Origin of the sequence: Bittarella massiliensis (ex Durand et al. 2017), assembly GCF_017566145.1 — a bacterium.
Taxonomy (GTDB): Bacteria; Bacillota; Clostridia; order Oscillospirales; family Ruminococcaceae; genus Bittarella; species Bittarella massiliensis_A.
In genome coordinates this window covers 406,207-432,634 of sequence record NZ_JABFCL010000001.1, presented here as the reverse complement: position 1 = coordinate 432,634, position 26,428 = coordinate 406,207, and the positions used below count along the sequence as shown (strand labels likewise).

Below are 26,428 nucleotides of genomic sequence, written 5' to 3'. Positions count from 1 at the left end.
AAAGCTTAACCTTTCTGTGTACGTACACAGAAAGAAAATCGCTTTTACCATTATAGCAAATGCGGGGTATAAAACAAGGTCATATTTGTATACGTATCCATATAGCTATGGCTTTCTTTGTGCTATACTAAAGGGGTATATTGAGGAGGGGGGAAGGGGTATGTTGGAGAAAACGACGCTGTTTTCCTATCTGCACGGGGTGCTTGTAGAGGAGATCGAGACCGGCCATATTGGCCACGGGGAGTCGCTGCCATCGGCGAAAAAGCTCTGTGAGCGCTACCGAGTGGGCATTCGCACGGTGCGGGACGTGTTGGCCGCTCTGCGCGAAGAGGGGTACATTAGAACCGAGGAGCGCCGCTGTGCGGTGGTGATTTACAGAGAGGATGTCAGCCGGGAAAACCAGCGAGCCATTCGCGCTCTGCTGGAGCGGCGCTCCTCGGTGATGGAGATGTACCAGACGCTGGCTGCCCTGACCCCGCCCATCTTTTCCTTTGGGGCGCGCTGCTGTGGCGAGCGGGCGCTGCGGCAGCTGCGGAACAGTTACCAAAAGGCGAGCGGCAATTCCCCCGAGGGGAACTGGCAGGCCTCCTCCGCAGTGCTGCACCAACTCCTTTGTCACTGTGGCAGCCCCCTTCTGAACGAGCTCTATTCCAGTATGGAACTCTATACCAAAGTGCCGGTCTTTGAGGGGTATCCGAACCCCTATTTGGAGGCAGTTCGCCACAACCCTGCCGGTTTTTCCACCGTTTTTGCGGTTTTGGTAGAGGGGTTGCCAGACCAGGTGGACCGGTGCTTTGCCCAGATGTACCGGGAGATTGGCGACCAGGTGGGGCGGTATCTGCGGGATTTGGCTGCCGATTACCCCCAGGTGAAGGAGGACCCCGCCCGCTTCTTTCGCTGGGATGCGGAGAAAGGGCGGGTTTGCACCTACACCGAGATCGGGCGGGACCTGCTGGAGAGCATCCGCACAGGAACCTATGCTGACGGTGACTTTTTGCCCCCCGCTGCGGTTTTGGCAGAGCGCTATCGGGTCTCCCTCTCCACCATCCGTCAGGCGCTGGAGATGCTGCGACAGCTGGGGTTGGTGGAGGTGTACAACGGCCGGGGTACCCAGATCACCCTGGAGAGAATGCGGCTGAGCGAGGAGAGCGTCTCCCAGGCGGGAAACCGACGGGACACCCTCCTCTATCTGCAGGGGATGCAGTTCATGGTGCTGGTGCTGCCCCGGGTGGCTCATCTGGCCTTTTCCCACATGGAGAGGGGGGTGGCCCAGCAGGTGGTAAAGGCGGCAAAAGGGGGAGGGGATGACCCCCTCACTCCTTTGATCGCCGCTGTCATCAAGGCCATCCCCCTGGCGTCCTTGAGGCAGATTGTGGAACAGATCAACCGGCTGCTCCAGCGGGGAGCCTTTTTGCTCTACCTGCAGGGGCGGCGGGCGCAACACAATATACGGGCTGTCTTTCACCTCTGCGCCGAGGCGGCAAACGCCCTGCAGGCGGGAGAGGAAGCGTTGTTTGCCCAGAAGCTGACAGACTGTTACCGTTTGATCCTCGAACGGGCGCGGCAGCGGTTCATCGAGGCGGGCCTTCCGGGCGCCGCCGAGATCGCTCTGCCCTAAAATAGTGGAAAAAAGAGAGGCGGCGTTGGCCACCTCTCTTTTTTCATTTGGATTGCCGCTCACAGCTGCAAGATCATCAGCCTTTCGGCACAAAAGCTGCCGTCGCGAAAGCGGAAGGACCGCTCCCGCACCCCGTAGTTTTGAAAGCCAAAGCGCCTGTAAAGGGCGGCCGCCCGCCGATTTTCAGCCACTACTTCCAGCTCGATCTGCAGATAGCCGGCGGCGCGGGCGGCCTCGATGACGACCGGCAACAGTGCGGAGCCGATGCCCTGTCCCCAAAACGCCTCTTTGACCGAGATGCCGAATTCCGCCCGGTGGCGGTACTTGTCCAGTCGGGCGACGGGGGAAAGGCCGGCATTGGCGGCCAGTTGGCCGCCCACAAAGGCAGCCGCCATCAGGGCGAGGGGGTCCTCTGCCTGCCGCCGCAAAAGGGCGGCCTCCTCCGCGGCGGTTTGGGCGATCTCATCGGGGTAGCGGGCCATGAAATCGGTCTCTGCCGACGTTTGTCGAAGATGGGCCAACACGGCTTCGGCGTCCTCTGCCAGGGGGAAGCGCAACAGGCACTCCCGACCGTCTTTTAGGTGGATTGTCTGCGGGGCGATGAGCACGCTTTTCTACCTCCTTAAAAGATGGACGTCGAGCCAAAGGCCAATGGTGAGGACTAGCTGCCGTTCCCGCGTGCGGTTGGCGGAAAAATGCCGAGGGGACGGTACCTCCTCTCGAAGGTATCGCTTTTGCCCACAAAAAAGACGCCCCTGCGAGCGACCGTCGACAGGCAGGGGGCCTTTGATTGGTCAGCGGCGGGGTGGTTGGCAGAGAGAGGCCGCCAGTCGATCTTTGACGGCTGCCACGCTGGGGCAGGGGTCATCCGCTCCCATCAGGTAGGCAAGGGCGTCGTTCCACTCGTCAAGGGGATAGCGGTCATCCGGAATTTGCAGCAGGTAGGGAATGACCTGTTGTCTGGTGGTGCCTCGACGCAGTTCAGACAGGTAGGTGCCGCAAAACTCCGCAGCGGTGTCCAAAAGACCCAACGACGCCATTTACCAACGCCTCCTTCAAGATGTTTTTCCAAAACAGGGACAATTACCCTGTAAAAATTTGCGATTTTATCCACTCTAAAAAGTATATACCATTATTAAATCACAAGTTTTAGTAATTGTAAAGAGTATCTCTTTTCCAATTGGGTTAACAACTCGCCGCCATTTCGATACCCTGTTAAAGAAGGAGTGATAAGGTGGAGAAGGTAGATTACGCCGGCCTTGGCCGGCGCATCCGCTATTTTAGAAAGCGGCGGGGACTGACTCAGGAGGAGCTGGCCAACCTGGTGGAGTTGACCCAGAAACACATCAGCAATATCGAGTGCGCCCATTCCATCCCCACACTTCAGACCTTTGTCAAGATCAGCAACTGCCTACAGGTACCGCCGGACCTGCTGTTGGGCGATTCTTTGGCCTTTTCTTACCCCGGCCGGGCGGAGGAGGTGGCCTCCCTGATCCGGAGCTGTTCCCGCCGCCAGTTGGCGGAGGTGGAACAATACATCTTCTACATCCTCCAAAAATGACAGGGCAAGAAAAAAACCTCTCTGACCCGCGGCCGGGCTGGAGAGGGTTTTTTGTATGTCGATCGCCATCGGCCGGGTGGTTGGCAGAGGCAACCGGCACAGAGACAGTGGGCGTTGGCATGTCCCAACTGGCAAAGAAGTCCCGCCGGCAAAGAGGAGATTCATCTCCAGAGTGTGGTTTTGCTTGTCACGGCTGTCAGAGAGGCGGACGGCGCCCCGGTCGGGGAGAACTGCCCGCTCCTCCCCCTTGCGCGATTTTTAGCGGTAGGGCAGCGGGGGAACATCCCCCAAAAAGAGGGAAAGAGAGGGCCCCTTTTTGCCGTGACAAAGGGACCCTCTCTTTTCGCCGGGGAATATTTACTTGGTGCCGAAAATCCGGTCGCCGGCGTCGCCGAGGCCGGGGACAATGTAGCTGTTCTCGTTGAGGCGCTCATCCAGGGCGCCCACGTAGATCTCCACGTCGGGGTGGGCTTCCTGCAAAGCGGCAAGCCCCTCCGGCGCGGCGATGACGCACATGAACTTGACCGAGCGGGGGCCGTATTTCTTCACCAGGTGGATGGCGTCAATGGCCGAGCCGCCGGTGGCCAGCATCGGGTCGAGGACGATCACGTCCCGCTCGCCGATGTCGGTGGGCATCTTGCAGTAGTACTCCACCGGCTTGAGGGTCTCGGGGTCGCGGTAGAGGCCCACGTGGCCGATCTTGGCCGAGGGGACGAGGTTGAGGATGCCGTCCACCATCCCCAGGCCGGCCCGGAGGATGGGGACAAAGGCAATTTTCCGCCCGGCGATGATGTGGGCCTTGGCGGTGGCGATGGGGGTCTCGATCTCCACGGCCTTCAGGGGCAGGTCGCGGGTGGCCTCGTAACACATGAGCATGGCGATCTCGCTGATGAGCTCGCGAAACTCCTTGGTGCTGGTGTTCTTGTCCCGCAGCAGGGAAATCTTGTGCTGGATCAGGGGGTGATCCATGATGAATGGTTCTTTTGCCATTTGAAAGATCCTCCTTGTATTTGTCTCAAAGGCGGCTTTGCGGGGGCTGCCCGGCCGCCGGATGTGCGTTGGTGCAAAGGGAGGGTGGGAAAGGGGGGCTGTCGGCAGCCTCCGCCTTCCCACCCCCTTGGGAATTTATTGCTTTTTCTTGTCCAGCTCGGTGAGCATGTCGATCCGGCGCTGGTGGCGGCCGCCCTCAAAGGCGGTGTCGAGAAACACGTCGACCAGCTCACAGGCCAGGCCGGAGGAAATGACCCGTCCCCCCATGCACAGCACGTTGGCGTTGTTGTGCATGCGGGTGTACTTGGCGCTGTAATAGTCGGAGCAGCAGGCCGCCCGGATACCGGGGGTCTTGTTGGCGGCAATGGAGATGCCGATACCGGTGCCGCAAAACAGCAGTCCCATCTCGCACTCGCCGGAGGTGATGTGGGCGCAGGTCTCGCTGGCGATCACCGGGTAATCCACGCTCTCCCCGTTGCAGCCGCAGTCGATGTACTCGATGCCGCGCTCGTCCAAATGCTTTTTGACTTCTTCTTTCAGGTCGTATCCGCCGTGATCGCAACCGATGGCTAACATATTCACATTCCTCCGTTTAGTCTCTGCCGCTCCTGCCGCTCGCGCTGGGCCTGGGAGAGGCGTATGTAGTGCAGGGCCAGCGCCGCCCCGTCCCCTGCCCGCAGCCGGTTTTCCGGTGCGGCGGCACAGGCGGCCACAGCGCTTCCCCTGGTGGAAAGCAGGTGGGGGGGCGCCAGGCGCACCCGCGCGTTTCCATTGTAAATAGTATAGCACATCCGCCCGCCGTCTCCAAGTAGGAAAATGGGCATTTTTTCGTCGCTGCAAAACCGCAGCGCCTCCTCGGCGGCCACCGCTTCGTCCTCGCTCACCCGCTTTATCGCGCCGCTTCCATCGGCGAGGAAGGTGGCGGTGTAGACCTGGTTTCGCCGGGCGTCCATGCAGGGGACCAGATAGCCGCGCTCGTGGGCCAGGTTGTAGGCGGTCGCCTCCAGGGTGGAGATCCCCACGCAGGGCAGCCCGGCCCCGGCGCAGAGGCCCTTGATGGCCGCCGCGCCGATGCGCAGCCCGGTGAAGCTGCCCGGCCCGTGGGTCACCGCCAGCAGATCGACGGAGTGCAAGTCGATTTTAGCCGCCTGGAGCATCCCGTCGATCATGGGCAGCAGGGTCTCGCTGTGGGTCAGTTTGGTGTTGACAAAGCTCTCGGCCAGGATAATCCCCTCCTCCACCACTGCGCAGGAGGCGGATTTGGCCGAACAGTCCAGCCCCAAAATCCGCATCAGTTTCCCCTCCTCTTGTCAATTTGCAGGTTTTCCACCGTGATCCGGCGGCAGTCCTCACCCTCCGGTTCGATGGTCACGGTGATGGCCTCCGGGGGGAGGATGGCCTCCACATTCTCGCTCCACTCCACCGCCAGGATGCTGTCCCCCCGCTCCAGGTAGTCAAAGAAGCCGGTGGTCTCCACGTCGTCGATGTCCAACACCCGGTACATGTCAAAGTGGTAGAGGTTGACCGGCCCCCGGTACTCGTTGACGATGGCGAAGGTGGGGGAGCTGATCTCCCCGTGCACCCCCAGCCCGGCGGCCAGCCCCCGGGTAAAGGCGGTCTTGCCCGCCCCCATCCCGCCCCGGTAGGCCACCACGTCCCCCGGGCGGAGGTGGGCGGCCAGCCGGGCGGCAAAGGCCTCGGTCTCGGCCACGCTGTGGGAAAGGTAGGATGTCATTGGCACGTTCCCCCTTTAAAACAGGCCGGTGATCCGGCCGTCCTCGTCAATGTCGATCTGGCAGGCGGCGGGCCGCGGCGGCAGCCCGGGCATGGTCATAATGTCCCCCGCCAAAGCCACCAGGAACCCCGCCCCCGAGGAGAGGCGCACCTCTTTGACCTGCAGGGTAAAGCCCTGGGGCCGCCCCAGCTTTTTGGGGTCGTCCGAGAGGGAGTACTGGGTCTTGGCGATGCAGACGGGCAGGTCGTCCCGCCCCAGCTGCTCGATCTGGCGCATCTGCTGCCGGGCGGCGGAGGTGTACTCCACCCCGGCGGCGCCGTAGATTTCCCGGGCGATGGCGCCGATCTTCTCCTCAATGGGGAGGGAGGTGTCGTAGAGGGGGGCAAACTGCCCCGGCTCCTCGCAGGCCCGGCAGACCAGCTGTGCCAGCTCCACCCCGCCCGCGCCGCCCCGGGAAAAGACGTCCGACAGGGCGTAGGGGACCTCCATCTCCTCGAGGCAGCGGGTCACCTCGGCCACCTCGCTGTCAAAGTCGCCGGCAAAGTGGTTGATGGCCGCCACCACCGGCACCCCGTATTTGCGCATGTTTTCCAGGTGGGCCTGCAGGTTGGGCAGCCCTGCCCGCACCGCACCCGGATTTTCCAGGGCCAGATCGCCCTTTTTCACCCCGCCGTTGTACTTGAGGGCCCGCACCGTGGCCACCACCACGATGGCGCTGGGGGCCAGGCCCGCGGCCCGGCACTTGATGTCCAAAAACTTCTCGGCCCCCAGGTCAGAGCCAAAGCCCGCCTCGGTGATGCAGTAATCCCCCAGTTTGAGGGCCAGACGGGTGGCCCGAACCGAGTTGCAGCCGTGGGCGATGTTGGCAAAGGGCCCCCCGTGGAGGATGGCGGGGCTGCCCTCCAGCGTCTGCACCAGGTTGGGGTTGACGGCGTCTTTGAGCAGGCAGGTCACCGCGCCGCTGATCTCCAAATCCCGCACGTACACCGGCCGCCGGTCGTAGGTGTAGCCCACCAGAATCCGGCCGATGCGCTCCTTCAGGTCCTTCAGGTCGTCGGCCAGGCAGAGGATGGCCATGATCTCGCTGGCTACCGAGATGAGAAACCCGTCCTGCCGGGGCACCCCTGACAGGGGGCCGCCCAGTCCCACCACGATGTTTCGCAGGGCGCGGTCGTTCATGTCCATGGCCCGTTTGAAGGTGACGCGCCGGGGGTCGATCCCCAGGGGGTTGCCCTGTTGGATGTGGTTGTCCACCGCCGCACAGATCAGGTTGTTGGCTGCGGTGATGGCGTGCATGTCGCCGGTGAAATGGAGGTTGATGTCCTCCATCGGCACCACCTGGGCGTAGCCGCCACCGGCGGCCCCGCCCTTCACCCCGAACACCGGCCCCAGGGAGGGCTCCCGCAGGGCGATGACGCAGTTTTTGCCCAACTTCTGCATGGCTTCGCCCAACCCAACGGTGGTGGTGGTCTTGCCCTCCCCCGCAGGGGTGGGGTTGATGGCAGTCACCAGCACCAGTTTGCCGTCGGGCCGGTCGTCCAGCCGGTCGATCAGGGGTTGGCCCAACTTGGCCTTGTAGTGGCCGTAGGGCTCCAGCTCCTCCTCTTTGATGCCCAGTTCCCCGGCCAGCCGGACAATGGGTTTCATCTCGCATTCCAAGGCGATCTCGATGTCGCTTTTCACAGTGTGTTTCCCCCTTTTCACCCGCCCGGCTCCCACCGACAGGGCGGCAAATCTTCATAAAGTATACCACAATTCCGCCTTGAATAAAACGGCGCAGTAGTATACAATATATCAAACAGCGGCCACGGCTTGGCCGCCCTCTTTTTGTCGCCCTCTGCAGGGGCGATCCCATCGCCCCTGCTTACCGTTTTTTATTATAAGGAACAACAAAGGAGCCCTGCTTTGAAAAAAGTGATTCGCTCGGTTCACCAGTACATCAAGGACACCGACAAGATTCTCTGGCTGCTCTGCATTGCCTGCAGCGCCATGTCCATCATCACCCTCTGCTCGCAGATGTTTTACGGTTTTATCACCAGCAAGGTGGTCATCACCCAATCCCTGGCCACCGGCATCGGCGTCGTCATGGCCATCATCATCTCCAAGATGGACTACCACATCGGCGCCACCTTTTGGAAGTGGCACGTCGTCCTCTGCGTGGGGCTGGTGCTGGCTACCTTCCTCTTCGGCATCCAAAACCCCGGCGCCGACGACAAGGCCTGGCTGCCTCTGCCCTTTGGCATGACCCTGCAGCCCACCGAACTGCTCAAACTCTCCTTCATCTTCACCTTCGGCATGCATCTGGAGTCGGTGGGGGAGAACATCAACCAGTACAAAAATATCCTCCTGCTCTGCCTGCACGGCATGGTCCCGGTGGGTCTGGTGGTGTTGCAGGGGGACGACGGCACCGCCCTCTCCTTTGTGGTGATCTTTTTGGCCATGCTCTTTTCCGCCGGCATCTCCTGGCGGTATGTGGCCGCCGGCTTCGTGGCCGCGGGGGTGGGCATCCCCATCCTCTGGAACTTCGTCATGAGCGAGAACCAGAAACAGCGCTTTCTCATCCTGGCCGACCTCTCGGCCGACGCAAAGAACATCGGCTACCAGCAGTCCCAGGGGCTCATCGCCATCGGCACCGGGCAGACTTTCGGCACCGGGCTCTTCTCCAGCGTCGTCCCGCGGGAGGTGCCCTATGCCCGCAACGACTTTATCTTCTCCTACATCGGGCAGACCCTGGGCTTTGTCGGCTGTCTGATCGTGATCGCGGTGCTGCTGGCAGTCACCGGCAAGGTGCTGGCCACCGCCGGCCGCAGCGCCGACCGGCTGGGCTACTTTCTCTGCGTGGGGGTTTTTGCCATCCTTCTCTTTCAAATTCTCGCCAACATCGGCATGTGCCTGGGCATCATGCCGGTCATCGGCCTCACCCTGCCGTTTCTCTCGGCCGGCGGCACCTCGGTCATCATGCTCTACATGGCCATCGGGCTGGTGCTCAGCGTTTACATGAACAACAAACAGGAGATCTTCTCCTAGCCGACAGGGTTCGACGGTATTTGTACAAGCTGTCAAATTTTCAAAGAAAAGTTTTGACAAATCGCCCAAAGCTGTGCTATGCTTGTAACAGCAATCAACCACGTTCGTACCGAAAAAGGGATGTGAGCGGGGGCCGCTACGGCCCCCTTCGCAGAGCGCCGACACGGGCCGTGTCGGCGCTCTTTTTGTGGGCATTTGGCGGCTTTGCCGCCGCGCTGCCGGGTGGGGATGTGGTGCAGACCAAGTGGGCGGCGGGCCTTTTTGTGGCCCCGCCCCAGACCGGCGGCCGGGGAACTGCCCCGCCCGCCAGCAGAAAGGAACCACATGAACGAAATCCCCTTTGACCAACTGGGCCTCACCCCCGAACTCCTCCGCGTCGTGGAGGAGATGGGCTTCACCACCGCCACCGACATTCAGAGCGGCACCATCCCCCTCATCCGCGAGGGGAGGGACGTCATCGGCCGCTCCCAGACCGGCACCGGCAAGACCGCTGCCTTTGCCATCCCCGCCATCGAGATGATTGAAAAGCTAGACAGCCGCCACCAGGTGCAGGTGCTGCTGCTTTGCCCCACCCGCGAACTGGCCATGCAGGCCGCCGAGGAGGTGCAGAAACTCTCCAAATACCGCAGCGGGGTCAAGACGGTGGCCGTCTACGGCGGCGCGCCCATCGACCGGCAGATCGCCCGTCTGGGCCAGGGCGCCAACTTCGTCATCGGCACCCCCGGCCGGGTGATGGACCACATCCGCCGCAAGACCCTCAAGCTCGACGCCCTCAAGCTGGTGATCCTCGACGAGGCCGACGAGATGCTCAACATGGGCTTTCGGGAGGATATCGAGACCATCCTCTCCTTTGCGCCGGAGGAGCGCCAGACCGTCCTCTTCTCGGCCACCATGCCCCCGGCCATCCTCGCCATCACCAAGCAGTACCAGCGGGAGCCCGAGATGGTGCAGATCAACCGCCAGCAGGTGACCATCGACGCCATCGAGCAGGCCTCTTTCGAGGTGCCCATGGGCCGCAAGATGGACGCCCTCAACCTGGTTTTGCGGGCCTATGCCCCCAAGTCGGCCATCGTCTTTTGCAACACCAAGAGCATGGTCGACGAGCTCACCTCCTACCTGAACGACCACGGCTTCTCCGCCGCCGGCCTGCACGGCGACATGAAGCAGAGCCAGCGCACCCAGGTGATGGACGGCTTCAAGCGCCGCAAGACCGCCCTCCTGGTGGCCACCGACGTGGCCGCCCGCGGCATCGACGTGGACGACCTGGACATGGTGCTCAACTACGACATCCCCCAAAACAGCGAGTACTACGTCCACCGCATCGGCCGCACCGGCCGCGCCGGAAAAGAGGGCAGGGCCTTTACCCTGGTCTCGGGCCGCAAACAGGTCTGGCAGCTGCGGGACATCGCCCGCCAGACCCGCTCCACCATCGAGCCCCGCCCCATCCCCACCCCGGAGGAGATCGCCGAGACCCGCCGCGCCCGCGCCTTTGAGAAGATGTTGCAAAAACTGCGCGCCGCCGAGGTCTACCGCTACGCCGACATGGCCCAGGAGCTCTGCGACGAGGGCTTCTCCATGGACCAGGTGGCGGCCATGGCCCTGGAAATGCTCTTCGGCAAGGAAAAACACCTCATCCCCCAGATGGTCAAAACCCCCGTGCGGGGCGAGCGGCTGCCCCGGGGCGCGGGGGTGCGCATCGGCCTGAGCATCGGCCGGGAACAGCACATCGCCCCCAACTTCATCGTCGGCGCCATCGCCGAGCGCACCGACATCACCGGCCGCGAGATCGGCAAGATCGAGATCTACGACCGCAAGACGGTGGTGGAGCTGCCCGCCGACAAGGCCGAGGAGGCCATCCGCGCCATCGACGGAACCAAGATCGCCGGGCGGATCGTCAAGGCCTTCCCATACACCCCGAAGGAGGGCGAATTCGCCGCCCCCCGCCCCCGCGGACCCCGCCCCTACCGGGCCGACAAGGACCGCCCCCGCCGCCCCGGCCGCTTCCCCAAGCCGGGCAAAAAATCCTTTTAAATCAAATGAACAAGGGGCCGGATGCAACTGGTGCATCCGGCCCCTTTTTGGGTTGCGCCCTATATGGTTTTGACAAAGAGAATTTCCAGCGCCTCGCCCGGCAGCAAAAGGGCGCCGGCGTCGGTGTATCCGCGGCGGCGGTAGAAGTGCTGCGCCCCCTCGCTCGAGAGGGTAGAGGTCAGCACCAGCGGGTGCCCCGCCCCCTTCATCTGCTCCTCCCAGCGGGCGAGCAGCACCTGTCCGACCCCGCGGCCCCGGCACCCCTCCAGCACAAACAGCATGTTCAAAAAGGGGGTGTTGTCCCAAAAGAGGTTCCACCGCAGCCAGCCGGCGATCTCGCCGCCCTCCTGGGCGACCATCACCCGCCCCAAAGCCAGCAGCGCCTCCAGCTCTCCCGGCTCAATGTGCCGGTCGCGGGCGGAGAGAAAGGCCAAATCGTCCTTCCCAGCCGTCCTGATTTCCATCTGCGTTCCTCCCTTTAAAGCCCCAGGGCCAGGCGGTATTCCTTCACCACCAGGGCGGCGTTCCCCGCCACTGGGGCGGTGCCGTCGGTGCGCAAAACCGGGCAGGGCAGAGTGGCCGCCCACGCCTCGTGTACCCGCAGACAGGGGGAGCCGTCGCTGTCGTAGCGGGCCAGGTTATCGAGAAAGCGCTGGTGCTCTTCAAACATGTCGCCCCCGGGCAGGATGCGCTGACCAAAGAGGGCCAGTTCCCGCCGGTGGGCCCGCTCCGCCCGCACGGCGGCCGGGGCGGTGTTGAGCACCGCCAGGTCAAACAGGGGTACAAAGGGCTGGTTGTAGCTGTCCATCGAGCCCGAGATCAAAAAGTGGGGGTGTTTGGAGAGATCGCCCATCAGCAAGGCAATTCGCTCCTCCCGCGGGCGGGTGCGGGTGAAGGGGACCTCGGTGTCCCACCGCCAGAGGTAGTCGTCCAGATCAAAGTGCGCAAACCCCAGCTGGGCGGCCACCGCCCGGCCCAGGGTGGTGGTCCCCGAACCGGGGGAGCCGAATACAATAATGCCCCTTGCCATCGGCCTCTCCTCCTCATTTCCGGGCCGCCGGTGGGCAGCCGGTGCTTTCAGTATGGCACATCCCCCGCCCCGGCCACTGCCCGGCCGGATAGGGGAGGCGCGTTCATGCAATCTGTGGCAAGCGACTCTCCGCCGCACCGGGAGGGGCCAGCTTGAAAGCCCGCGCCCCTCCCACCACAGGCCGCGAAAGGGTCAGATGAATTTGTCCAACTCCGCCTCCACCTGGGGCATCTTCTTCACCTTGGGGGCGCGGATCGGCTTGCCCCGGGCGATCACCATCGCCACCTCCCGCAGGGCGGTCAAATCCTCCAGCGGGTTTTTCGCGGTGACGATCATGTCGGCGCACTTGCCCGGCTCCAGGGTGCCCAGCCGGTCCCCCAACCCCGCCAGCTCGGCGTTTTTCTTGGTGGCGGTGGAGAGGGCAAAGGCCTTGGACACCCCGCAGTACTTGTGAAAGTAGTTGACCTCCCGCCACATGTCGTAGTGGGTGATGTAGGGGCAGCCGGTGTCGGTGCCCAGCCCCACCGGGATACCGGCTTTTAAGCAGGCGCGGGCGCACTCCACGATCCCCTCAAAGACCACTGCACCGTTGTACTGCTCCATCTCCGACACCCCGCTCACCGCCCGGTCGAAGAGGGCGTAGGGCAGCGCGGGGGAGAGGGTCGCGATCTGACAGGCCCCCCGCTCCTTGAAGAGGGCGAGGATCGCCTCGTCCGGCTTGGCCCCGTGCTCAATGGTGTCCACCCCGTTTTCCAGGGCCACCCGCACCCCCTCGGGGCTCTCCACGTGGGCGGCTACCTTCAGGCCGTGGCGGTGGGCCTCGTCGCAGGCGGCTTTCACGCAGTCCGGCGGCATCTTCAGTTCCCCCGGCTCCCCCTTCTTCTTGGCGTCCAGTACCCCGCCGGTAATCATCAGCTTGATGATGTCCGGCTTTTCGGCGGCGATCTTGGCCACGTAGTCCCGCGCCTCGCCGGCGCTGTGGGCCTCGTAGGCCAGCGACCCGGCCATGTGGCCCCCCGGCACCGATACGGCCGTGTTGGCCGCCAGGATGCGGGGCCCCACGATCTCCCCTGCGTCGATGCGGTCGCGGATGGCGCTGTCGCAGTTTAGCACCCCGCCCATGGTGCGAATGGTGGTCACCCCGCTCATGAGCTGGGTGCGGGCATAGCCCTCGCACATCTTGCGCAGCACCGATTTCATCAGGGCGTTGCTGGTCATCAGCTTCACCATCTTCGCGTTGTCCTGCTGCTTCTTTTTGGGCTTGCCGTTTGCAGGCAGGTGCACGTGCATGTTGATGAGCCCCGGCATCAGGTACCGCCCCGCCAGGTCGATCACCTCATACCCGGCCAGATCGCCCCCCTCCGGCTCGATGGCGGCGATCTGTTCGCCCTCGGTCTTGACCACCAGCCCCGCCCGGGGCTCCATCTCCTCGCTGCCGCCCAGCAGGACACCGCCTGTGTACGCGTATTTCATCTGCCTGTGCTCCTCTCTCCTCTGGGGCGGGCCTTCGCGGTCGCCCCTAGTCCTCCAAACAGGCCCGCAGCCGGGCCACCAGTTTCGCCTTTTCCTCCGGCGGAAGGAAAGCCGCCTCGGCGCTGTTGATGTTCATCAAGATCAAGTCCCGGTCGCAAAAGCCCATCCGGCGGCAGTACTCGTACTCCCGCTCCAAACTGGTCCCCAGCACCGTCAAGTTGTCGGTGTTCACCGTCACCTTCACCCCCTGGTCGTAGAGCACCTTCAGCGGGTGTTGTTCGTCCTCGGGCAGGTCGTAGGAGATGATGCTGCTCACCGGGCACATCTCCAGTGTCACCCCGCGGGCCTTGACGATCTCCGCCAGGTCGGGCCGCTGGGCCACCTGGTAGCCGTGGCCAATGCGGGGGGTGCCAAAGGGCAGGCACTGGGGCACCTCAAATTCCGAGTGGCAGGTGGCCGGCACCCCCAGCTCCCGCGCCAGGTCAAAGACCTCGGCGTAGTCGGCCAGGTGCTCCTCATACCCCGCCAGGTCGACCCCCACCACCTTGCTGCCCGCAGCGATAAAGGCGGCCGCCAGCCGCACCGTCTCCAGGTTTTCCGCCCGGTTGACCGCCGCCGGCTCCAATTTTCCCATGGTGCACAGCAGAATGCCCACCGCGATCTCCGGGCAGGCGGCCTCCCCGTCGGCCACCCCCTGCAACACCGCCTCAATGGCGTCGCGCTGGGTCAACCCCTTTTCCAGGTGCAGCTGGGGGGCAAAGCGCAGTTCGGCGTAGCAGACCCCCTCGCCCGCCAGCCGGGCAATCAGGTCGGCCGTCACCTGGCGCAGGGCAGGGGCGGTCTGCATCACCGCCAGGGGCAGGTCAAACTCCTTAAAATCGGTGCCGTTGTCCCCGGGCTGAATCACCATCCGCCGGGTGACCTCTTCCAGGGTCAACTCCCCCTCGGGCAGTCCCTGGTCCTTGGCCAGCTGCCAGGCGGTGGCCGGTGGGACCGAGCCATCGATGTGCAGGTGCAGTTCGATTTTGGGAAAGGTTTTCAATTCGTCGTCCTCCTTGCGCGGGCGGAGCCCGCCGATTGGTCTGTCTTGGGTTAATGCTACCCCCCTTGGCTGGTTTTGTCAACGCGCCTTTCTAAACAGAAATGGCATATATTTCCGCTGTTTTTGACAAGTTTTTCATAAATTGCTAAACTGACAGCGTAGTTTTCATTCTCTCATACCGCAAAGAAGCCGCAAACCCGCCTGGCGACTCGCTTGCGGAGGGGACAGAAGAGATGTGAGATTGGGGGAAACAGGACAATGGACGACAAGATCAGCCTTCTCATTGTAGAGGACGAACCCGCAGAGCAGGCGGCTTTTGCGGCGTGTTTGCAAAACGAGCGCCAGATCGAACTGGTGGGGATCACCGGCAGTGAGACAGAGGCGTTGGCCCTGGTGAACAGCCACCGGCCCGATGTAGTGGTTCTCGACTTGGAGCTGCAGGAGGGCGACGGCCTAAACCTGACGCCCGCTCTCACCGATCCGAGCCGCCCCTATTCCCCCTACGTCCTGGTGACCACCCGGACGGAAAACCGCCATACCCTCGATATGCTGCGGGACGCCGGGGTCGGTTTTATTTACGACAAGAACATTGACCGCTACGGCCCCGACCAGGTGCTGCGCGGCGTCAAGCGGATGGGCGGCTTCCTCAAGGGACGCCGCCTGGGCTGCGCGGGCGAGCCTGGCGCCGCCGCATAGGCCGCGGGGAAACTGCGCCAAAAGCGGCTGCTGGAGGAGCTCAGCTGCGAGTTGGAGGACTTGGGCCTTCGCCGGGGGCAAAAGCGCTGCCGCTGCCTGGTGTGGGCGGTCTACTGCCAGTTGGAGAGCGAGGAGCCCCTCTCCCTCACCAAGGAGCTCTATCCGATGGTGGCGAAGGAATTGCGCTGCAACCCGGAGAATGTGGAGCGCAACATCCGCTCCGCCATCCACAAGGTGTGGGATGTGCGCAACCGCAGCCTCGACCTGGTGTACGAGCGCTTTCCCCGGCTGGTCAGGGAAAACGGCGACCTCCCCACCAACGGCGAGCTGATCGAGGCCTTTGTGGTGCGGATGCGGCGCAAACACGCGCGGTAAAAGAAAGAGCCGTTTGGTTGAGAAAAAAGATTTCCTTTGCCATCTACCGGGTGTCTATCCCCCCCGCTTTGTGGGGGTATGATAGACGCAAACAGTGGCGGGGAGAGGCCGCATGCTGCCTGTTGTCCCCCGGTTGAAGGGCGAAGGCAGCGCCCCCTTTTGCGGGGTGTTTGGCCCGTCTGACAATCCATATAAATACGCAGGGCCGCCAGGGAAAATGCCCGGCATATACCCCGTATACTGGCTGGGTACCGCGGATAGGGGAGCGGTATCCAGTTCACCGCCCCTAGAGGTCGGCAAAGGGGGAACGGGCCGCCGAACCCATTGAGGTGCACCGGTTACACCCCGCCCCGCAGGGCGCTGTCAAGAGAGGAAAAGGAGAAACGGAGAGAGGAAACGATGGAAAAAAGGACAAGGCTTATGATCGTGGAGGACGAGATCGACCTGGTGGGGGTCACCGCCAGCGCGGCCGAGGCCCTCAAGCTAAACGACCGCTACCGGCCCGACGTGGTGCTTTTGGACCTGGAATTGGACGAGGGCAGCGGGTTGGACCTGGCCCCTGCCCTTGCCGCGCCGGAGCGGCCCCACAATCCCTATGTCATGGTGACCACCAAGGTCACCGACAAGAGCACCCAGGCCTATCTGCGCAACTATGTCGGTTTCATCTACGAGAAGCGGCTGCAAAACTATGGCCCTGAGCAGGTGATCGGCACGGTCAAGCGCATGGGCCGCTTTTTGCGCGGCCAGCGGCTGCGGCGGGGCGGCAGCCTGCCGGCCCTTTCCACCCCGGGGAAAGAGGAGCCGCTGGAGGAGCGGCTGCTCGACGAAATCTTTCGCGAGTTGGAGTGTATGGGGCTTCGCCGTGGGCTGATGGCTGCCCGGTGCACAGCCTGGGCCACCCTCTTTCACTACAAGTACACGGGGGAAGGCAAACAGCTCTTCACCAAAGACCTCTACCCAGAAGTGGGCAGGCAGGTGGGCTGTACGTGGCGCAGTGTGGAGCGCAATATCCGCAATGCTGTCAAAATTGCCTGGATGCCCGTCAACTACGAGCAGACCAGCGCCCGTTTTTCCCACCTGGTAAAGGCCAGCGGCGCCATTCCGACAAATGCCCAGTTTTTGGATGCCTTTGTCGCCCGGCTGCGGGAACGCCACCGATAGTTCCATTTGGGGAGATTGGGAAAAAGAGCAGAAAAGCGCCTCTTTTAGGCGCGGTTGAACAGGCACAAGGGGCTGCGGAGAGAACCGTCTCTCTCCACAGCCCCTTGTGTTTTTTTTGTAAAAACACTCGTTTCAGGTGATAAAAGCGCAGCTGTCGGCAGAGAATTGTTCGACAAAAAACGAATTGATATATAGTTAACGAAAAATTTACAATCAAGCCATTTCTCATTTTTTATTTGTTCAAGTTTCGTCACGAATCGACATTTAGCGACAGAAACCATCGACCAATATCGAAGCCGATTCCCTTCCAACCGTGATAGATTGCACGTGGAGAGTCTCCAAGAGACAACGGAAGAAGGGAGGGCGTGACTGTGAGCTTTTGGGAAGCGTTCCTGGACTGGATCAAAGGATGGCACTAATAGGCGGTGTGAGTGGGGAAAAGGGGATGAGTCAATCCCCTTTTTCTCATGGGTTTTCGCTATGATAGGCATGATGATGTCCTTTATACAATTTTAAAAAAGGAGAGTAAAGTCATGCTGAAATTTATTCTAGCAATTAAATTTGCCACTATTTTTGCACAGACAAACCTGTTGTACTACGAACTTGAAAAGATACCTATAACTAGGCGGAGAAAGATTGTTGAGACCATCATCATTTCTCTAGTATCCACAGCGGCGATTGCACTGATTGGAGATTTTGCTCTATCACCTCTAGTTGGCTTAGCATTTGTCGTACTAATCAGTATTTATCATTCTCGTACAAAGCATCAAACAATTATTACTTCAATTTATTGTATCTTTTCATTATATGCAATTGGAGTAGTTGCCAGTGGCTTGTCGGGTGATATAGTTATGATTGCCCTTTATTTTATCCAGTCAGGATATTATAGAGATTTTGTAACGGTTTGTGCAATTGTCCCTCGCTTGGTTACTTTTGTTATTGTGGTACGGCTATGTTTCCCTAAAACGCCCAAAAGTGTAGTCACAAAGCGCTTCTCAAAGCGCTTCAACGCAATCTCTTCAGGAATTTGTATTACAATCTTTTCGATGATTGCTGTTGTGAAAATGGATCACACCATTTTGGCAGAGTATGCGGAAGGCTTTATTTTAGGATATGCTATTCTTGTCGTAGCGATTATGACAGTTAAGGTGGCAGAGGCAAGGGAAGACGAGCTCAACAAAGAGCTGGAGCGCCGCGAAGCTGTGCACAGGGATCATCAAGAGAAGGAGATTCTCCCGGCTGTCAGCGCAAGCCTTGTCAAAATGAGAATGGCGCTGCACGAGTACAACGCCGAACTCGCCGACAGCTTTGCACCCGATGAGGCCGAGATCCTGCAACTGGCCGGCGAGCGGGCCGAGGAGATCCGCGACCGGATCATCAACGGTTATCGGCCGCCGGAGACCGGCAGTTCCACCCTCAACAACACCCTGCAAAAGCACGCGGCGATGGCGGCCAAAGCGCATGTCTTTTACCGGGTCGTCGTCTTTACGGAGATCGAGCCCCTGCTTCGGTTTATGAAGTTGCGCGAAGTGGTCCGCCTGGTGGGCGATCTCTCGAGAAATGCCATCCGCGCGGCGGGCGCCGCCGCCAACGGACACGGCGCGGTAGAGGTCTATCTCGGTTACAATGAGTGCGGCGATTACGAGATATCCATCTACGACAACGGCCCCGATTTTCCGCCGCACATCTTGGCTGCCCTGGGAGAGTACGGCAACACCACCAAGGGCAAAGACCACGGATTTGGTCTGGCGGATACGATCAAGCTTCTCGGCGACTACGGCGGAGACTTCCGCGTAGAGAAGCTGGAAGACGACCTGGAGTTCACCAAGTGTGTTCGGGTCACCTTCCCCAAAAAGCGGTTTCAAAAAAAGAGCAGGGGTGGAGCGGCTCTGACAACCAAGTAGGCGCGTCTCGCCACCCGGGCGCACCTCGGCCCAGCAGCCCGCCTGCCGGCAGTAGCCGGGCGGCCATTGACAACAGGGCAAGGGGAGAGTAGACACCCCGCCCTACAAAAACAAAGAGGAAGTGCAAACAATATGAAGATCTACACGGTAAACCAGACGGAAATTTGTATAGAGGGCATCACCCGCACCACCTACGGCTTGACAGGGCAAACAGTGGAAATTCGCGATATTTCCCCTGAGCGCCAAAGGGTCGAGGCGTTGGCAGAGCAGTGCAACCGCCTGGACGTGAGCGAGTGTCACCTGTGTGACATCGTGGAAGATTTCTATGGTTTGCCCCTTTGATTGAGGGGCTTTTTTACTGCAAAAAGTCCCGAAAAGACACAAAAAGCGGAGAGGTGCCCGCCGGGTCCTCTCCCCACCGCCCAGCCCTGCGGCGGGGGAGGGGGGCGCAGGCCCGCCTGTTTCCCCCCGTCTGCCGGGGCTGTTTGACCCGTAAAGAAAAAGAGGCCCGGAAAGGGGGGCACTCCCCTTCCCGGGCCTTTTGCTCTCTGTTATCGCACAAACCAGCGGTTGCCGCAGTTTTGGCAAACGGCTTCGGTGTGTACCGTGTTTTTGACCTTTTGGTTGGTCACCGCGGGGATGATGAGGATCAGCCCAAAGGTGCAGATGGCCAGCAAAATCCAGAAAAACCAGCCAATGCACCCCCGGTTTTTAATGGTGGTGTGGTTGACGGCCTGCACGGTGACATGCTCGCTCCCACAGCGGGGACAGTACACGATGGCTCCCTCCTTCTTCATCGTCCTCCCGGCGGCCCTGCGCTCTCGACCGGGTGCCTTCACCCTAGCACAGTGCCGGAAAAAATGCAAGGGCGGCGGCCGCCTTTTGCCCCCTTCGCGGAAATGTTCACAATTTGTACATTGATTTGCCGGCAGTTGTGCGCTATCCTGTTTTTAGCACTCGGTAAGAAGGAGTGCTAATTTTGCGAGAGGTGATTGAGACCATGGCAAAAAAACAGTTTAAGGCCGAGTCCAAGCGGCTCCTCGACTTGATGATTCACTCCATCTACTCCAACCGGGAGATCTTTTTGCGGGAACTTGTCTCCAACGCGTCCGACGCCATTGACAAGCTGTGCTACCGCAGCCTGACCGACGAGGGGGTCGGTCTCTCCCGGGGGGATTTTGAAATTCGCATCACCCCTGACAAGGAGGGGCGCACCCTCACCGTGTCCGACAACGGCATCGGCATGGACAAAAAGTCCCTGGAAGAAAATCTGGGCACCATTGCCCGCAGCGGCTCGCTGCAGTTCAAGCAGGACATTGCCGGGCAGGAAGGGGCCGACGACACCGACATCATTGGCCAGTTCGGCGTGGGCTTCTACTCGGCCTTTATCGTCAGCGACAAGGTCACCGTCATCTCCCGCGCCTACGGCGAGGAGACCGGCTACAAGTGGCAGTCCTCCGGGGCCGATGGCTACACCATTGTCGAGTGCGAGCGCTCCGCCCCCGGCACCGATGTCATCATGCACCTGAAACCCGACACCGAGGACGAGCAGTTCGGCGAGTTTTTGGAGGAGTACCGCCTGCGCCAACTGGTGAAGAAGTACTCCGACTACATCCGCTGGCCCATTAAGATGCTCTGCCACAAGACCCGCCCGGTAGAGAGGCCCGAGGGGGAGGAGGCCGACGGCCAGGCCCCCGCCTACGAGAGCTACGAGGAGGACGAGACCCTCAACAGCATGGTCCCCATCTGGCACAAGCCCAAGAGCGAGGTCGGCGACGAGGAGTATGCGAGCTTTTACAAGGAGAAGTTCGGCGACTACCAGGACCCGCTCAAGAGCATCCGCGTCAGTGCCGAGGGGCTGCAAGCCTCTTACGAGGCGCTGCTCTTCATCCCCGCCCGCACCCCCTACAACTACTATTCGGCCGACTATGAGAAGGGGTTGCAGCTCTATTCCAGCGGGGTGCTGATCATGGAGAAGTGCGCCGATTTGCTGCCCGAGCACTTCCGCTTTGTGCAGGGGGTGGTGGACAGCCAGGACATCTCGCTGAACATTTCCCGGGAAATGCTGCAACAGGACCGCCAGGTGCGCACCATCGCCCAGAGCTTGGAGAAGAAGATCAAGCGGGAATTGGCCAAGCTGATGGAGGAGGACCGGGAGAAGTACGAGGCATTCTTCGCCCAATTCGGCCTGCAACTCAAATACGGGGTGGCGAGTGAGTACGGCGCCCATAAGGACCTGCTGTCCGATCTGCTGCTGTTTTACTCCTCCACCGAGGGCAAGCCGGTCACCCTCAAGGAGTACGTCTCCCGAATGAAGGAGGGGCAGGAGCACATTTACTACGCCTGCGCCGACTCGGTGGAGAAGGCCGCCAACCTGCCCCAGACCGAGTACGTGCGGAACAAGGGGTGGGAGGTGCTCTACCTCACCGACGAGGTGGACGAGTTTGTGATGCAGATCCTCCACGAGCAGGACGGGCACGAGCTCAAGAGCGTCGGCGACGCCGACACCGCCAGCGAGGAGGAGAAGAAGGCCGCCGAGGAGGAGACCAAGGCCCACGGCGAGCTGCTGGACTTCCTCAAAGAGGCGCTCAAGGACAAGGTCAGCGACGTGCGCATCTCCCCCACACTGGGCAGCCACCCGGTGACCCTCGCCAGCGAGGGCGGCGTCACTTTGGAGATGGAGAAGTACTTCGCCCAGACGCGGATGGAGGACGCCCCCAAGGCCCAGCGGGTGCTGGAACTGGGGACCAGCCACCCGGTTTTTGCCAAGCTGGAGGCGGCCTACAAAGACGACCGGGAGCGCGCCGAGAAGTTGGCGCTGCTGCTCTACGAGCAGGCCTCCCTCATCGCCGGGTTCCCGGTGGAAAACCCCACCGCCTACACTGATCTGGTCTGCGAACTGCTGTAATAGCGAATAAAAAGGCGAGAGCCAATTGGCTGGACAGCGCCCCACAGGGCCTGCCCGGCCAATTGTTTTCTCGCCGTCTTTGTGCTGGCATAGGCGCAGAGAGAAGCAAAGAAGTGCGAGGTCTGTGGGGCGTTTGTGTGGTGCATTGTGTGCTTTTGAGGGCAAACTGGACTGCAAAGGGCGGGAAGAACGACAGCCGGCTCTTTCCCCAGGCGGCCCGCACGGTGATGAGGGAAGGTTTTGGGCGGGACGCCGTCCGCTCCCCGGCGACAATGGAGGGGACTTGCGCGGTGCAGCTGGTCAACGCCTGCTGCGAGAACGGGGCCTTTTGTGCGATCTCCCGTGCCCCTCTCCGGTAAGGTGCACCAGATGAAAAGAAGCCCCGCGGTCGCCGTTTGCGGCGAGTGGTTTGTCACCTGCGGCAGGACTGGCCGCCCGGCTGCGCCGTGCCTTTGCGAACTGGTATCAAAGCGTACATGTGGCCGAGGGTGGCCCGACACCTGTATCCTGCGTATCCAACTGGATAGGGGGGGATGAGCCGGGGGCCTGCCTTGACATTGACTTTACAACCGCTCGGGCGGCCCGAGAGAGGGGCGGGCAAGAGGGTAAAGCATATGCCCCCTGACGGCCTACCTCATCGATCGATACGGGGTTTGCCGGTGGATTTGTGCAGGGGAAAAGAACTGCCAAAGAGAGGGCGGGAGGGAACCGAGTGCAGCTTCGGTCCCCTCCCGCCCTTTTGCGGTTTTGCCCTATCTTCTGCGGCCCCCCATGCCGACGGCGCCCAACACGGTGACGCCGATGCCGCACAGGGCGGTGCAGATGCCCAGCACAAAGGCCACCACTGAAAGCCCTTTTCTCATGCCTTTTCACCCCCTTGACCGGCTCCCCGACGGGGGGCCAGGTTGTATTGATAAAAGGTGTCGAAGGCCCCCATCAAGGGGCCGGAACGGCGGGTGTCGCGGCGCAGGTACCAGTGGGCCAACACCCCCACAAAGAGCAGGGTGCCGGCCATGCAGACGATCATGTCCTGCATGGTGTCGCCCACCCCGGTGCGAAAAACCAGTTGCGGGTCGGAGCCGTCGATACAGCTGACGGTGTACTCGCCGATCTCCCACAGGCCCGCCACTGCCATGCTCACGGCAAAGACGAAGAGACAGCACAGCGGCCCGTCCCTCCGGTCGATCTCCCGCCCGGGCTTGAAAAAGTAAAAGCAGCAAAGGGCGAGAAAGGCGGCGAACACCCCCGACAGGGTGTGCATGGCCTTGTCGTAGTAGGGGATGTTGTAGTGGGTGATGGTGATGCCGATGGTGTGGGCCAAAAAGATGAAGAGATAGACCCAGAAATTGAGCTGGTGGCAGGGTTTGAGCCGAAAGATGCGAAAGATGAGGGTGGGCAGCAGGAGCAGCGGCAGCCCCAGCAGCGATTTTTGAAAGAGGTAATGGTCCCCGTCGCGCAGCAGATAGGTAAAGGCAAACCCCAGGTGCAGCGCCACGATCACCGCCACAAAGATGCGGTTGACGAGGGCGAAGGTCTGTTCGCGTTTGAGCAAGAGATCCCAACCTTTTTGCGTGAATTTGTGCCGCTGGGCGGCAGTATTTCCCATTTAGTATAGCAGGGAAAGGGGGAAAATCCAGCGGGATTTTGTAAATTTTCCCGGCGGGAACAGGCGCGGCGGCCCCGAGAAACGGGCGGGGGAACCTGTCAGCTCACCCCGCCCGTTTGGATCTTCCGATCTAGTCGCCGAAGCTGATGCCCAAAGCCCTGGCGGCGGCGATCTCCTCGCAGTCCACCGGCACGCTCTTGAGTTTGCCGGCCACCTCGCTCAAGGGGACCGGCACCACCTTGCCGTCTTGCAGCCCCACCATGTTGCCGTACTTCTTTTCGATGATCAGCCGGCCCGCCGCCGCGCCGAAGCGGGTCGAGAGCACCTTGTCGTAGGCGCAGGGGCTGCCGCCGCGCTGAAAGTGGCCGGGGATGGTGACCCGGATCTCCTGCCCGGTGCGCTCTTCCAGCTCCCGCGCCAGCCGGTAGGAGACGGAGGGGTCGCTCATCTGGGCGCGGGCGGCCTTGAACTCCTTCTTCGAGAGCTTGGCCTCCTCCTTGGAGAGGGCGCCCTCAGCCACCGCGAGGATGGAGAAGCGCTTGCCCGCCTGGCCCCGCCGCTCAATGACCTTGGCAATCTTGTCCACGCTGTAGGGAATTTCGGGCAGCAAGATCACGTCTGCCCCGCCGGCGATCCCCGCGTAGAGGGTCAGCCAGCCCACCTTGTGGCCCATGACCTCGACGATAAAGACCCGCCCGTGGGAGGTGGCGGTGGTGTGGATGCAGTCGAGCACGTTGGTGGCGATCTCCATGGCGCTGTGAAAGCCGAAGGTCATCTCGGTGCCCCAGAGGTCGTTGTCGATGGTCTTGGGCAGGGTGACCACGTTGAGCCCCTCCTCCGAGAGGAGGTTGGCGCTCTTGTGGGTGCCGTTGCCGCCCAGGATGACCAGGCAGTCCAGCTTCATTTTTTTATAGGTCTCTTTCATGCGGGCGACCTTGTCCACGTCGTTTTCCACCACCCGCATCCGCTTGAAGGGCTGGCGGGAGGTGCCGAGGATGGTGCCCCCCTGCACCAAAATGCCCGAGAAATCGGAGGGTTTCATCAGGTGGTAGTCGCCCTCGATCAGGCCGCGGTAGCCATCGCGAATGCCGTAGATCTCCACCTCTTGTCCGTACTCCTCATACAGGGTTTTGGCGACCCCGCGCAGGGCGGCGTTGAGGCCCTGACAGTCCCCGCCAGAGGTGAGCATACCGATTCGTTTCACGTTCCTTGCCCCTTTCCGTCCGCCCGGCTCTCCCGGCCTGCCGGGCGCAGTTTGATATAGGTTTAGTATAGGGCAATCTTTTCCAAAAGGCAACGAAAATACCCGGTTGCGGCCGGTCAAAAAGGGGCTTTGTGGGATTTTCACAAAATCGGGCGGGGCACTTTGTCGCCGTTTTCCACAGAGGAGGTGGAGGCGGCGGGGAAGGGAGGCGGTATTTTTCTTGCCTGTGCGCGGAAAATATGGTATAACCAGTGTTCAGATGGTGCGCGCAGGCGCGACAAGGGGGAGAGAGGATGCAGTTGACCGAGGGGGAGATGCCCCAGTTCACAGAACTGCTGCTGGACATATCCGGCGGACTGCTGGCCTATGGGGCTGAGGTCTACCGGGTGGAGGAATCGCTTCAGTACATCGGCGCGGCCTACGGCCTGACAGAGGTCGACGTGTTTGCCATCCCCTCCCACGTCATCCTCACCCTGCGGCTGGCAAACGGCAGCGCCCACACCCAGAGCAAGCGGATTTTTGACCGGGCCACCGATCTGGACAAGGTGGACCGGCTTGGCGACCTCTGCCGCCGCATCTGCCGCGACCGGCCCGGCTGCGCCGAGATCCGGCGGGAACTGGACGCGCTGCGCGCCCGCCCCACCTACCCCCTGTTCTGGCAGGTGATCAGCCACGGGATGGCGGCCTGCGCCTTCGCCCTCTTCTTCGGCGGTTCGCCCTGGGACGCGGCCTGCGCCTTCCTCGTGGGGGCGCCGCTGAAACTCCTGGTTGAGGGGATGCGGCGGCTGCGCAGCAACGCCTTTTTCAGCAGCCTGGTCTGCGCCCTGTTCGGGGCGGCCTCGGCCCACCTGCTGGCCCTGGCCTTTCCCGCACTGCACCCGGACGCCGTCATCATCGGGTTGTTGATGACCCTGGTGCCGGGGGTCGTGTTCACCAACGCCATGCGCGATTTTATGGCTGGCGACTGCATCGCCGGGATGATCAAGCTGACCGAAGCCATCCTCATCGGGGCGGGGATCGCGGTGGGGGTCTCGGTCTCGCTGGCCGTGTTGCGGCCTCTGTTGGGGGTGGTGGCGTGAACGGGAGCTACCTGCAGTGCCTATACGTGTTCATCGCCTGTTTGGGCTTTGGGGTGATCTTCAACCTGCGGGGGAAAAAGCTCTTTTTTGCGGCCCTGGGGGCGACTTTGAGCTGGTTTGTCTACCTGCTGTGCACCGGGGCGGGGATGGACGACACCCTCTGCTACTTTGTGGCCACGGTGGCCATCGCCCTCTATTCCGAGGGGATGGCGCGGCTGCACAAGTCGCCGGTGACCATCTATCTGGTGGTCTCCTTCCTCCCCCTGGTGCCGGGCAGCAAAATCTACTACACCATGGAGTACGGGATGGCGGGGGACACCGCCCGCTTTTTGCAGACCGGGCTGGAGACCTGCAAGATCGCCGGGGCCATTGTGGCGGGCATCGCCCTGGTCTCCTCGGTGGCGCGGTTGACCACCTCGTTTTGGCGGGGATGGCGGCGGAGGCAGGGCCGGTCGGCCCCGTCCCGCTAGAGAGGGGGAGAGCGGGTGCAGCAGCTGATCTACCGGGTGCCCCGGCGGGGGGCGAGGTCCCCAAAAGCCGCCCCCAAACGGCGGGTGGGGCCTGCTTTTATCGCCCTTTCGGCCCTCTATGCCGCGGTTCTCTGGCTGCTCTTTTGCGCCGGGGAGGGGGCTTTTTGCCGCTGGATGGAAGGGATGGCCGCCACCTGGGGGGAGGAGTCGGCCCTGGGCGGGCTGTTGTTCGGGGGGCCGGCGGTGTTGGGGGCGTTGGCCCTGGGGGGATACCTCCTCTTTTCCCTGTTGGTGTTGGCGGGGCATCCCCGCGCCCACCGCTGGTTACAGGGGATGGGGGCGGCGTTCTGCCTGCTGGGGGGATGCGCCCTTTCGCCCCTGGGAGCAGGCGGCTGGCGGGCCCTCTTTCTCCCGCTGGCACAGAGCGGGGCGATCCTCTGCTTTCTGGGCAGCTATGCCCACATTGCCCGCAAGAAGAGCCGCCGCGCCGCCCGGGGCCGCTGACAGGAGCGGATATG

28 protein-coding genes are annotated in these 26,428 nt (G+C 61.8%); 14 read left to right on the top strand and 14 right to left on the bottom strand.

Annotated features, from left to right (window positions below):
• Nucleotides 1–160: 160 nt before the first annotated feature.
• A complete protein-coding gene (locus HJY11_RS02065; RefSeq protein WP_208074403.1) occupies nucleotides 161–1,618 on the top strand; it encodes a GntR family transcriptional regulator in 1,458 nt (485 codons plus the stop codon).
• 59 nt (nucleotides 1,619–1,677) lie between these two features.
• Here the strand turns inward: HJY11_RS02065 and HJY11_RS02060 are convergent, their stop codons facing one another.
• Nucleotides 1,678–2,226 (bottom strand): GNAT family N-acetyltransferase, encoded by a 549-nt coding sequence (locus HJY11_RS02060; protein WP_208074402.1) that lies wholly within the window; start codon nucleotides 2,224–2,226, stop codon nucleotides 1,678–1,680.
• Between the two features lie 186 nt (nucleotides 2,227–2,412).
• Nucleotides 2,413–2,658 carry a hypothetical protein gene (locus tag HJY11_RS02055; protein ID WP_208074401.1) on the bottom strand — a complete coding sequence of 82 codons (246 nt, stop codon included), beginning with the start codon at nucleotides 2,656–2,658 and terminating at the stop codon, nucleotides 2,413–2,415.
• Nucleotides 2,659–2,852: 194 nt separating this feature from the next.
• Here HJY11_RS02055 and HJY11_RS02050 point away from each other — a divergent pair, with 194 nt between their 5' ends.
• Nucleotides 2,853–3,179 carry a helix-turn-helix domain-containing protein gene (locus tag HJY11_RS02050; RefSeq protein ID WP_021659367.1) on the top strand — a complete coding sequence of 109 codons (327 nt, stop codon included), beginning with the start codon at nucleotides 2,853–2,855 and terminating at the stop codon, nucleotides 3,177–3,179.
• A gap of 357 nt (nucleotides 3,180–3,536) precedes the next feature.
• On the opposite strand, the gene upp is transcribed toward HJY11_RS02050, so the two are convergent.
• From upp to HJY11_RS02025, 5 genes are all read right to left on the bottom strand, one after another.
• Nucleotides 3,537–4,169, bottom strand: coding sequence for a uracil phosphoribosyltransferase (gene upp, locus HJY11_RS02045; RefSeq protein WP_208074400.1), 633 nt, complete (start codon nucleotides 4,167–4,169; stop codon nucleotides 3,537–3,539).
• 135 nt (nucleotides 4,170–4,304) lie between these two features.
• Nucleotides 4,305–4,745, bottom strand: a complete 441-nt coding sequence (gene rpiB, locus HJY11_RS02040) for a ribose 5-phosphate isomerase B (RefSeq protein ID WP_208074399.1) — start codon at nucleotides 4,743–4,745, stop codon at nucleotides 4,305–4,307.
• Between the two features lie 2 nt (nucleotides 4,746–4,747).
• Entirely contained in the window at nucleotides 4,748–5,461 is a 714-nt protein-coding gene (gene tsaB / locus HJY11_RS02035; RefSeq protein ID WP_208074398.1) for a tRNA (adenosine(37)-N6)-threonylcarbamoyltransferase complex dimerization subunit type 1 TsaB, read from the bottom strand.
• Nucleotides 5,461–5,904 (bottom strand): tRNA (adenosine(37)-N6)-threonylcarbamoyltransferase complex ATPase subunit type 1 TsaE, encoded by a 444-nt coding sequence (gene tsaE / locus HJY11_RS02030; protein ID WP_208074397.1) that lies wholly within the window; start codon nucleotides 5,902–5,904, stop codon nucleotides 5,461–5,463. Before tsaE ends, tsaB begins: the two co-directional genes overlap by 1 nt.
• Nucleotides 5,905–5,919: 15 nt before the next feature.
• The gene (locus tag HJY11_RS02025) at nucleotides 5,920–7,587 is read right to left on the bottom strand and encodes a formate--tetrahydrofolate ligase (RefSeq protein ID WP_208074396.1); all 1,668 of its coding nucleotides are present in this window, start codon (nucleotides 7,585–7,587) and stop codon (nucleotides 5,920–5,922) included.
• Between the two features lie 231 nt (nucleotides 7,588–7,818).
• Between HJY11_RS02025 and HJY11_RS02020 the strand changes: the two genes are divergently transcribed.
• Nucleotides 7,819–8,931: an FtsW/RodA/SpoVE family cell cycle protein gene (locus HJY11_RS02020; protein WP_368041527.1), complete on the top strand. Its 1,113-nt coding sequence runs from the start codon at nucleotides 7,819–7,821 to the stop codon at nucleotides 8,929–8,931.
• Between the two features lie 324 nt (nucleotides 8,932–9,255).
• Nucleotides 9,256–10,962, top strand: a complete 1,707-nt coding sequence (locus HJY11_RS02015; RefSeq protein WP_208074394.1) for a DEAD/DEAH box helicase — start codon at nucleotides 9,256–9,258, stop codon at nucleotides 10,960–10,962.
• A gap of 59 nt (nucleotides 10,963–11,021) precedes the next feature.
• On the opposite strand, the gene HJY11_RS02010 is transcribed toward HJY11_RS02015, so the two are convergent.
• The 4 genes from HJY11_RS02010 to HJY11_RS01995 form a co-directional block, all read right to left on the bottom strand.
• The gene (locus tag HJY11_RS02010; RefSeq protein ID WP_208074393.1) at nucleotides 11,022–11,426 is read right to left on the bottom strand and encodes a GNAT family N-acetyltransferase; all 405 of its coding nucleotides are present in this window, start codon (nucleotides 11,424–11,426) and stop codon (nucleotides 11,022–11,024) included.
• A 14-nt stretch (nucleotides 11,427–11,440) separates the two neighbouring features.
• Nucleotides 11,441–11,992 (bottom strand): shikimate kinase, encoded by a 552-nt coding sequence (locus HJY11_RS02005; RefSeq protein ID WP_208074392.1) that lies wholly within the window; start codon nucleotides 11,990–11,992, stop codon nucleotides 11,441–11,443.
• A 192-nt stretch (nucleotides 11,993–12,184) separates the two neighbouring features.
• Complete coding sequence (locus tag HJY11_RS02000) at nucleotides 12,185–13,465, bottom strand: metal-dependent hydrolase family protein (protein ID WP_208074391.1); 1,281 nt, start codon at nucleotides 13,463–13,465, stop codon at nucleotides 12,185–12,187.
• 46 nt (nucleotides 13,466–13,511) lie between these two features.
• Nucleotides 13,512–14,507 (bottom strand): adenosine deaminase family protein, encoded by a 996-nt coding sequence (locus HJY11_RS01995; protein ID WP_208074390.1) that lies wholly within the window; start codon nucleotides 14,505–14,507, stop codon nucleotides 13,512–13,514.
• A 258-nt stretch (nucleotides 14,508–14,765) separates the two neighbouring features.
• Between HJY11_RS01995 and HJY11_RS01990 the strand changes: the two genes are divergently transcribed.
• The 5 genes from HJY11_RS01990 (at nucleotide 14,766) to HJY11_RS01970 (ending at nucleotide 18,985) form a co-directional block, all read left to right on the top strand.
• On the top strand, nucleotides 14,766–15,203 hold the full coding sequence (locus HJY11_RS01990; protein ID WP_208074389.1) for a response regulator transcription factor: 438 nt from the start codon (nucleotides 14,766–14,768) through the stop codon (nucleotides 15,201–15,203).
• Nucleotides 15,204–15,254: 51 nt separating this feature from the next.
• Nucleotides 15,255–15,578, top strand: a complete 324-nt coding sequence (locus HJY11_RS01985) for a sporulation initiation factor Spo0A C-terminal domain-containing protein (protein ID WP_208074388.1) — start codon at nucleotides 15,255–15,257, stop codon at nucleotides 15,576–15,578.
• Nucleotides 15,579–15,977: 399 nt separating this feature from the next.
• Nucleotides 15,978–16,739, top strand: coding sequence for a sporulation initiation factor Spo0A C-terminal domain-containing protein (locus HJY11_RS01980; protein ID WP_208074387.1), 762 nt, complete (start codon nucleotides 15,978–15,980; stop codon nucleotides 16,737–16,739).
• A 533-nt stretch (nucleotides 16,740–17,272) separates the two neighbouring features.
• Nucleotides 17,273–18,643 carry an ATP-binding protein gene (locus tag HJY11_RS01975; RefSeq protein ID WP_208074386.1) on the top strand — a complete coding sequence of 457 codons (1,371 nt, stop codon included), beginning with the start codon at nucleotides 17,273–17,275 and terminating at the stop codon, nucleotides 18,641–18,643.
• 132 nt (nucleotides 18,644–18,775) lie between these two features.
• Nucleotides 18,776–18,985: a DUF6514 family protein gene (locus HJY11_RS01970; protein WP_208074385.1), complete on the top strand. Its 210-nt coding sequence runs from the start codon at nucleotides 18,776–18,778 to the stop codon at nucleotides 18,983–18,985.
• A gap of 209 nt (nucleotides 18,986–19,194) precedes the next feature.
• Here the strand turns inward: HJY11_RS01970 and HJY11_RS01965 are convergent, their stop codons facing one another.
• The gene (locus HJY11_RS01965) at nucleotides 19,195–19,440 is read right to left on the bottom strand and encodes a hypothetical protein (RefSeq protein WP_044992476.1); all 246 of its coding nucleotides are present in this window, start codon (nucleotides 19,438–19,440) and stop codon (nucleotides 19,195–19,197) included.
• A gap of 203 nt (nucleotides 19,441–19,643) precedes the next feature.
• Here HJY11_RS01965 and htpG point away from each other — a divergent pair, with 203 nt between their 5' ends.
• The gene (gene htpG / locus HJY11_RS01960; RefSeq protein WP_208074465.1) at nucleotides 19,644–21,551 is read left to right on the top strand and encodes a molecular chaperone HtpG; all 1,908 of its coding nucleotides are present in this window, start codon (nucleotides 19,644–19,646) and stop codon (nucleotides 21,549–21,551) included.
• 224 nt (nucleotides 21,552–21,775) lie between these two features.
• A complete protein-coding gene (locus tag HJY11_RS15395; RefSeq protein ID WP_279570999.1) occupies nucleotides 21,776–21,910 on the top strand; it encodes a hypothetical protein in 135 nt (44 codons plus the stop codon).
• 500 nt (nucleotides 21,911–22,410) lie between these two features.
• Here the strand turns inward: HJY11_RS15395 and HJY11_RS01955 are convergent, their stop codons facing one another.
• Nucleotides 22,411–23,103, bottom strand: coding sequence for a hypothetical protein (locus HJY11_RS01955; RefSeq protein ID WP_208074384.1), 693 nt, complete (start codon nucleotides 23,101–23,103; stop codon nucleotides 22,411–22,413).
• A gap of 184 nt (nucleotides 23,104–23,287) precedes the next feature.
• Nucleotides 23,288–24,361 carry a 6-phosphofructokinase gene (locus tag HJY11_RS01950; RefSeq protein WP_208074383.1) on the bottom strand — a complete coding sequence of 358 codons (1,074 nt, stop codon included), beginning with the start codon at nucleotides 24,359–24,361 and terminating at the stop codon, nucleotides 23,288–23,290.
• A gap of 293 nt (nucleotides 24,362–24,654) precedes the next feature.
• On the opposite strand from HJY11_RS01950, the gene HJY11_RS01945 reads away from it, so the two are divergent.
• From HJY11_RS01945 to HJY11_RS01935, 3 genes are read left to right on the top strand one after another with little or no spacing between them, the layout of a single operon-like run.
• Entirely contained in the window at nucleotides 24,655–25,440 is a 786-nt protein-coding gene (locus HJY11_RS01945; RefSeq protein WP_208074382.1) for a threonine/serine exporter family protein, read from the top strand.
• Nucleotides 25,437–25,910 (top strand): threonine/serine exporter family protein, encoded by a 474-nt coding sequence (locus HJY11_RS01940; RefSeq protein WP_208074381.1) that lies wholly within the window; start codon nucleotides 25,437–25,439, stop codon nucleotides 25,908–25,910. Before HJY11_RS01945 ends, HJY11_RS01940 begins: the two co-directional genes overlap by 4 nt.
• Before the next feature lie 15 nt (nucleotides 25,911–25,925).
• Nucleotides 25,926–26,414 carry a hypothetical protein gene (locus tag HJY11_RS01935; protein WP_208074380.1) on the top strand — a complete coding sequence of 163 codons (489 nt, stop codon included), beginning with the start codon at nucleotides 25,926–25,928 and terminating at the stop codon, nucleotides 26,412–26,414.
• Nucleotides 26,415–26,428: the final 14 nt, after the last annotated feature.

Coding starts and splice junctions, on each gene's coding strand:
- HJY11_RS01970 (WP_208074385.1), top strand. CDS start 18,776: ATGAAGATCTACACGGTAAACCAGACGGAAATTTGTATAGAGGGCATC.
- tsaE (WP_208074397.1), bottom strand. CDS start 5,904: ATGACATCCTACCTTTCCCACAGCGTGGCCGAGACCGAGGCCTTTGCC.
- HJY11_RS01965 (WP_044992476.1), bottom strand. CDS start 19,440: ATGAAGAAGGAGGGAGCCATCGTGTACTGTCCCCGCTGTGGGAGCGAG.
- HJY11_RS02065 (WP_208074403.1), top strand. CDS start 161: ATGTTGGAGAAAACGACGCTGTTTTCCTATCTGCACGGGGTGCTTGTA.
- HJY11_RS02015 (WP_208074394.1), top strand. CDS start 9,256: ATGAACGAAATCCCCTTTGACCAACTGGGCCTCACCCCCGAACTCCTC.
- HJY11_RS02055 (WP_208074401.1), bottom strand. CDS start 2,658: ATGGCGTCGTTGGGTCTTTTGGACACCGCTGCGGAGTTTTGCGGCACC.
- rpiB (WP_208074399.1), bottom strand. CDS start 4,745: ATGTTAGCCATCGGTTGCGATCACGGCGGATACGACCTGAAAGAAGAA.
- HJY11_RS01990 (WP_208074389.1), top strand. CDS start 14,766: ATGGACGACAAGATCAGCCTTCTCATTGTAGAGGACGAACCCGCAGAG.
- upp (WP_208074400.1), bottom strand. CDS start 4,169: ATGGCAAAAGAACCATTCATCATGGATCACCCCCTGATCCAGCACAAG.
- HJY11_RS02005 (WP_208074392.1), bottom strand. CDS start 11,992: ATGGCAAGGGGCATTATTGTATTCGGCTCCCCCGGTTCGGGGACCACC.
- HJY11_RS01980 (WP_208074387.1), top strand. CDS start 15,978: ATGGAAAAAAGGACAAGGCTTATGATCGTGGAGGACGAGATCGACCTG.
- htpG (WP_208074465.1), top strand. CDS start 19,644: ATGGCAAAAAAACAGTTTAAGGCCGAGTCCAAGCGGCTCCTCGACTTG.
- HJY11_RS01975 (WP_208074386.1), top strand. CDS start 17,273: ATGCTGAAATTTATTCTAGCAATTAAATTTGCCACTATTTTTGCACAG.
- HJY11_RS01945 (WP_208074382.1), top strand. CDS start 24,655: ATGCAGTTGACCGAGGGGGAGATGCCCCAGTTCACAGAACTGCTGCTG.
- HJY11_RS02000 (WP_208074391.1), bottom strand. CDS start 13,465: ATGAAATACGCGTACACAGGCGGTGTCCTGCTGGGCGGCAGCGAGGAG.
- HJY11_RS02010 (WP_208074393.1), bottom strand. CDS start 11,426: ATGGAAATCAGGACGGCTGGGAAGGACGATTTGGCCTTTCTCTCCGCC.
- tsaB (WP_208074398.1), bottom strand. CDS start 5,461: ATGCGGATTTTGGGGCTGGACTGTTCGGCCAAATCCGCCTCCTGCGCA.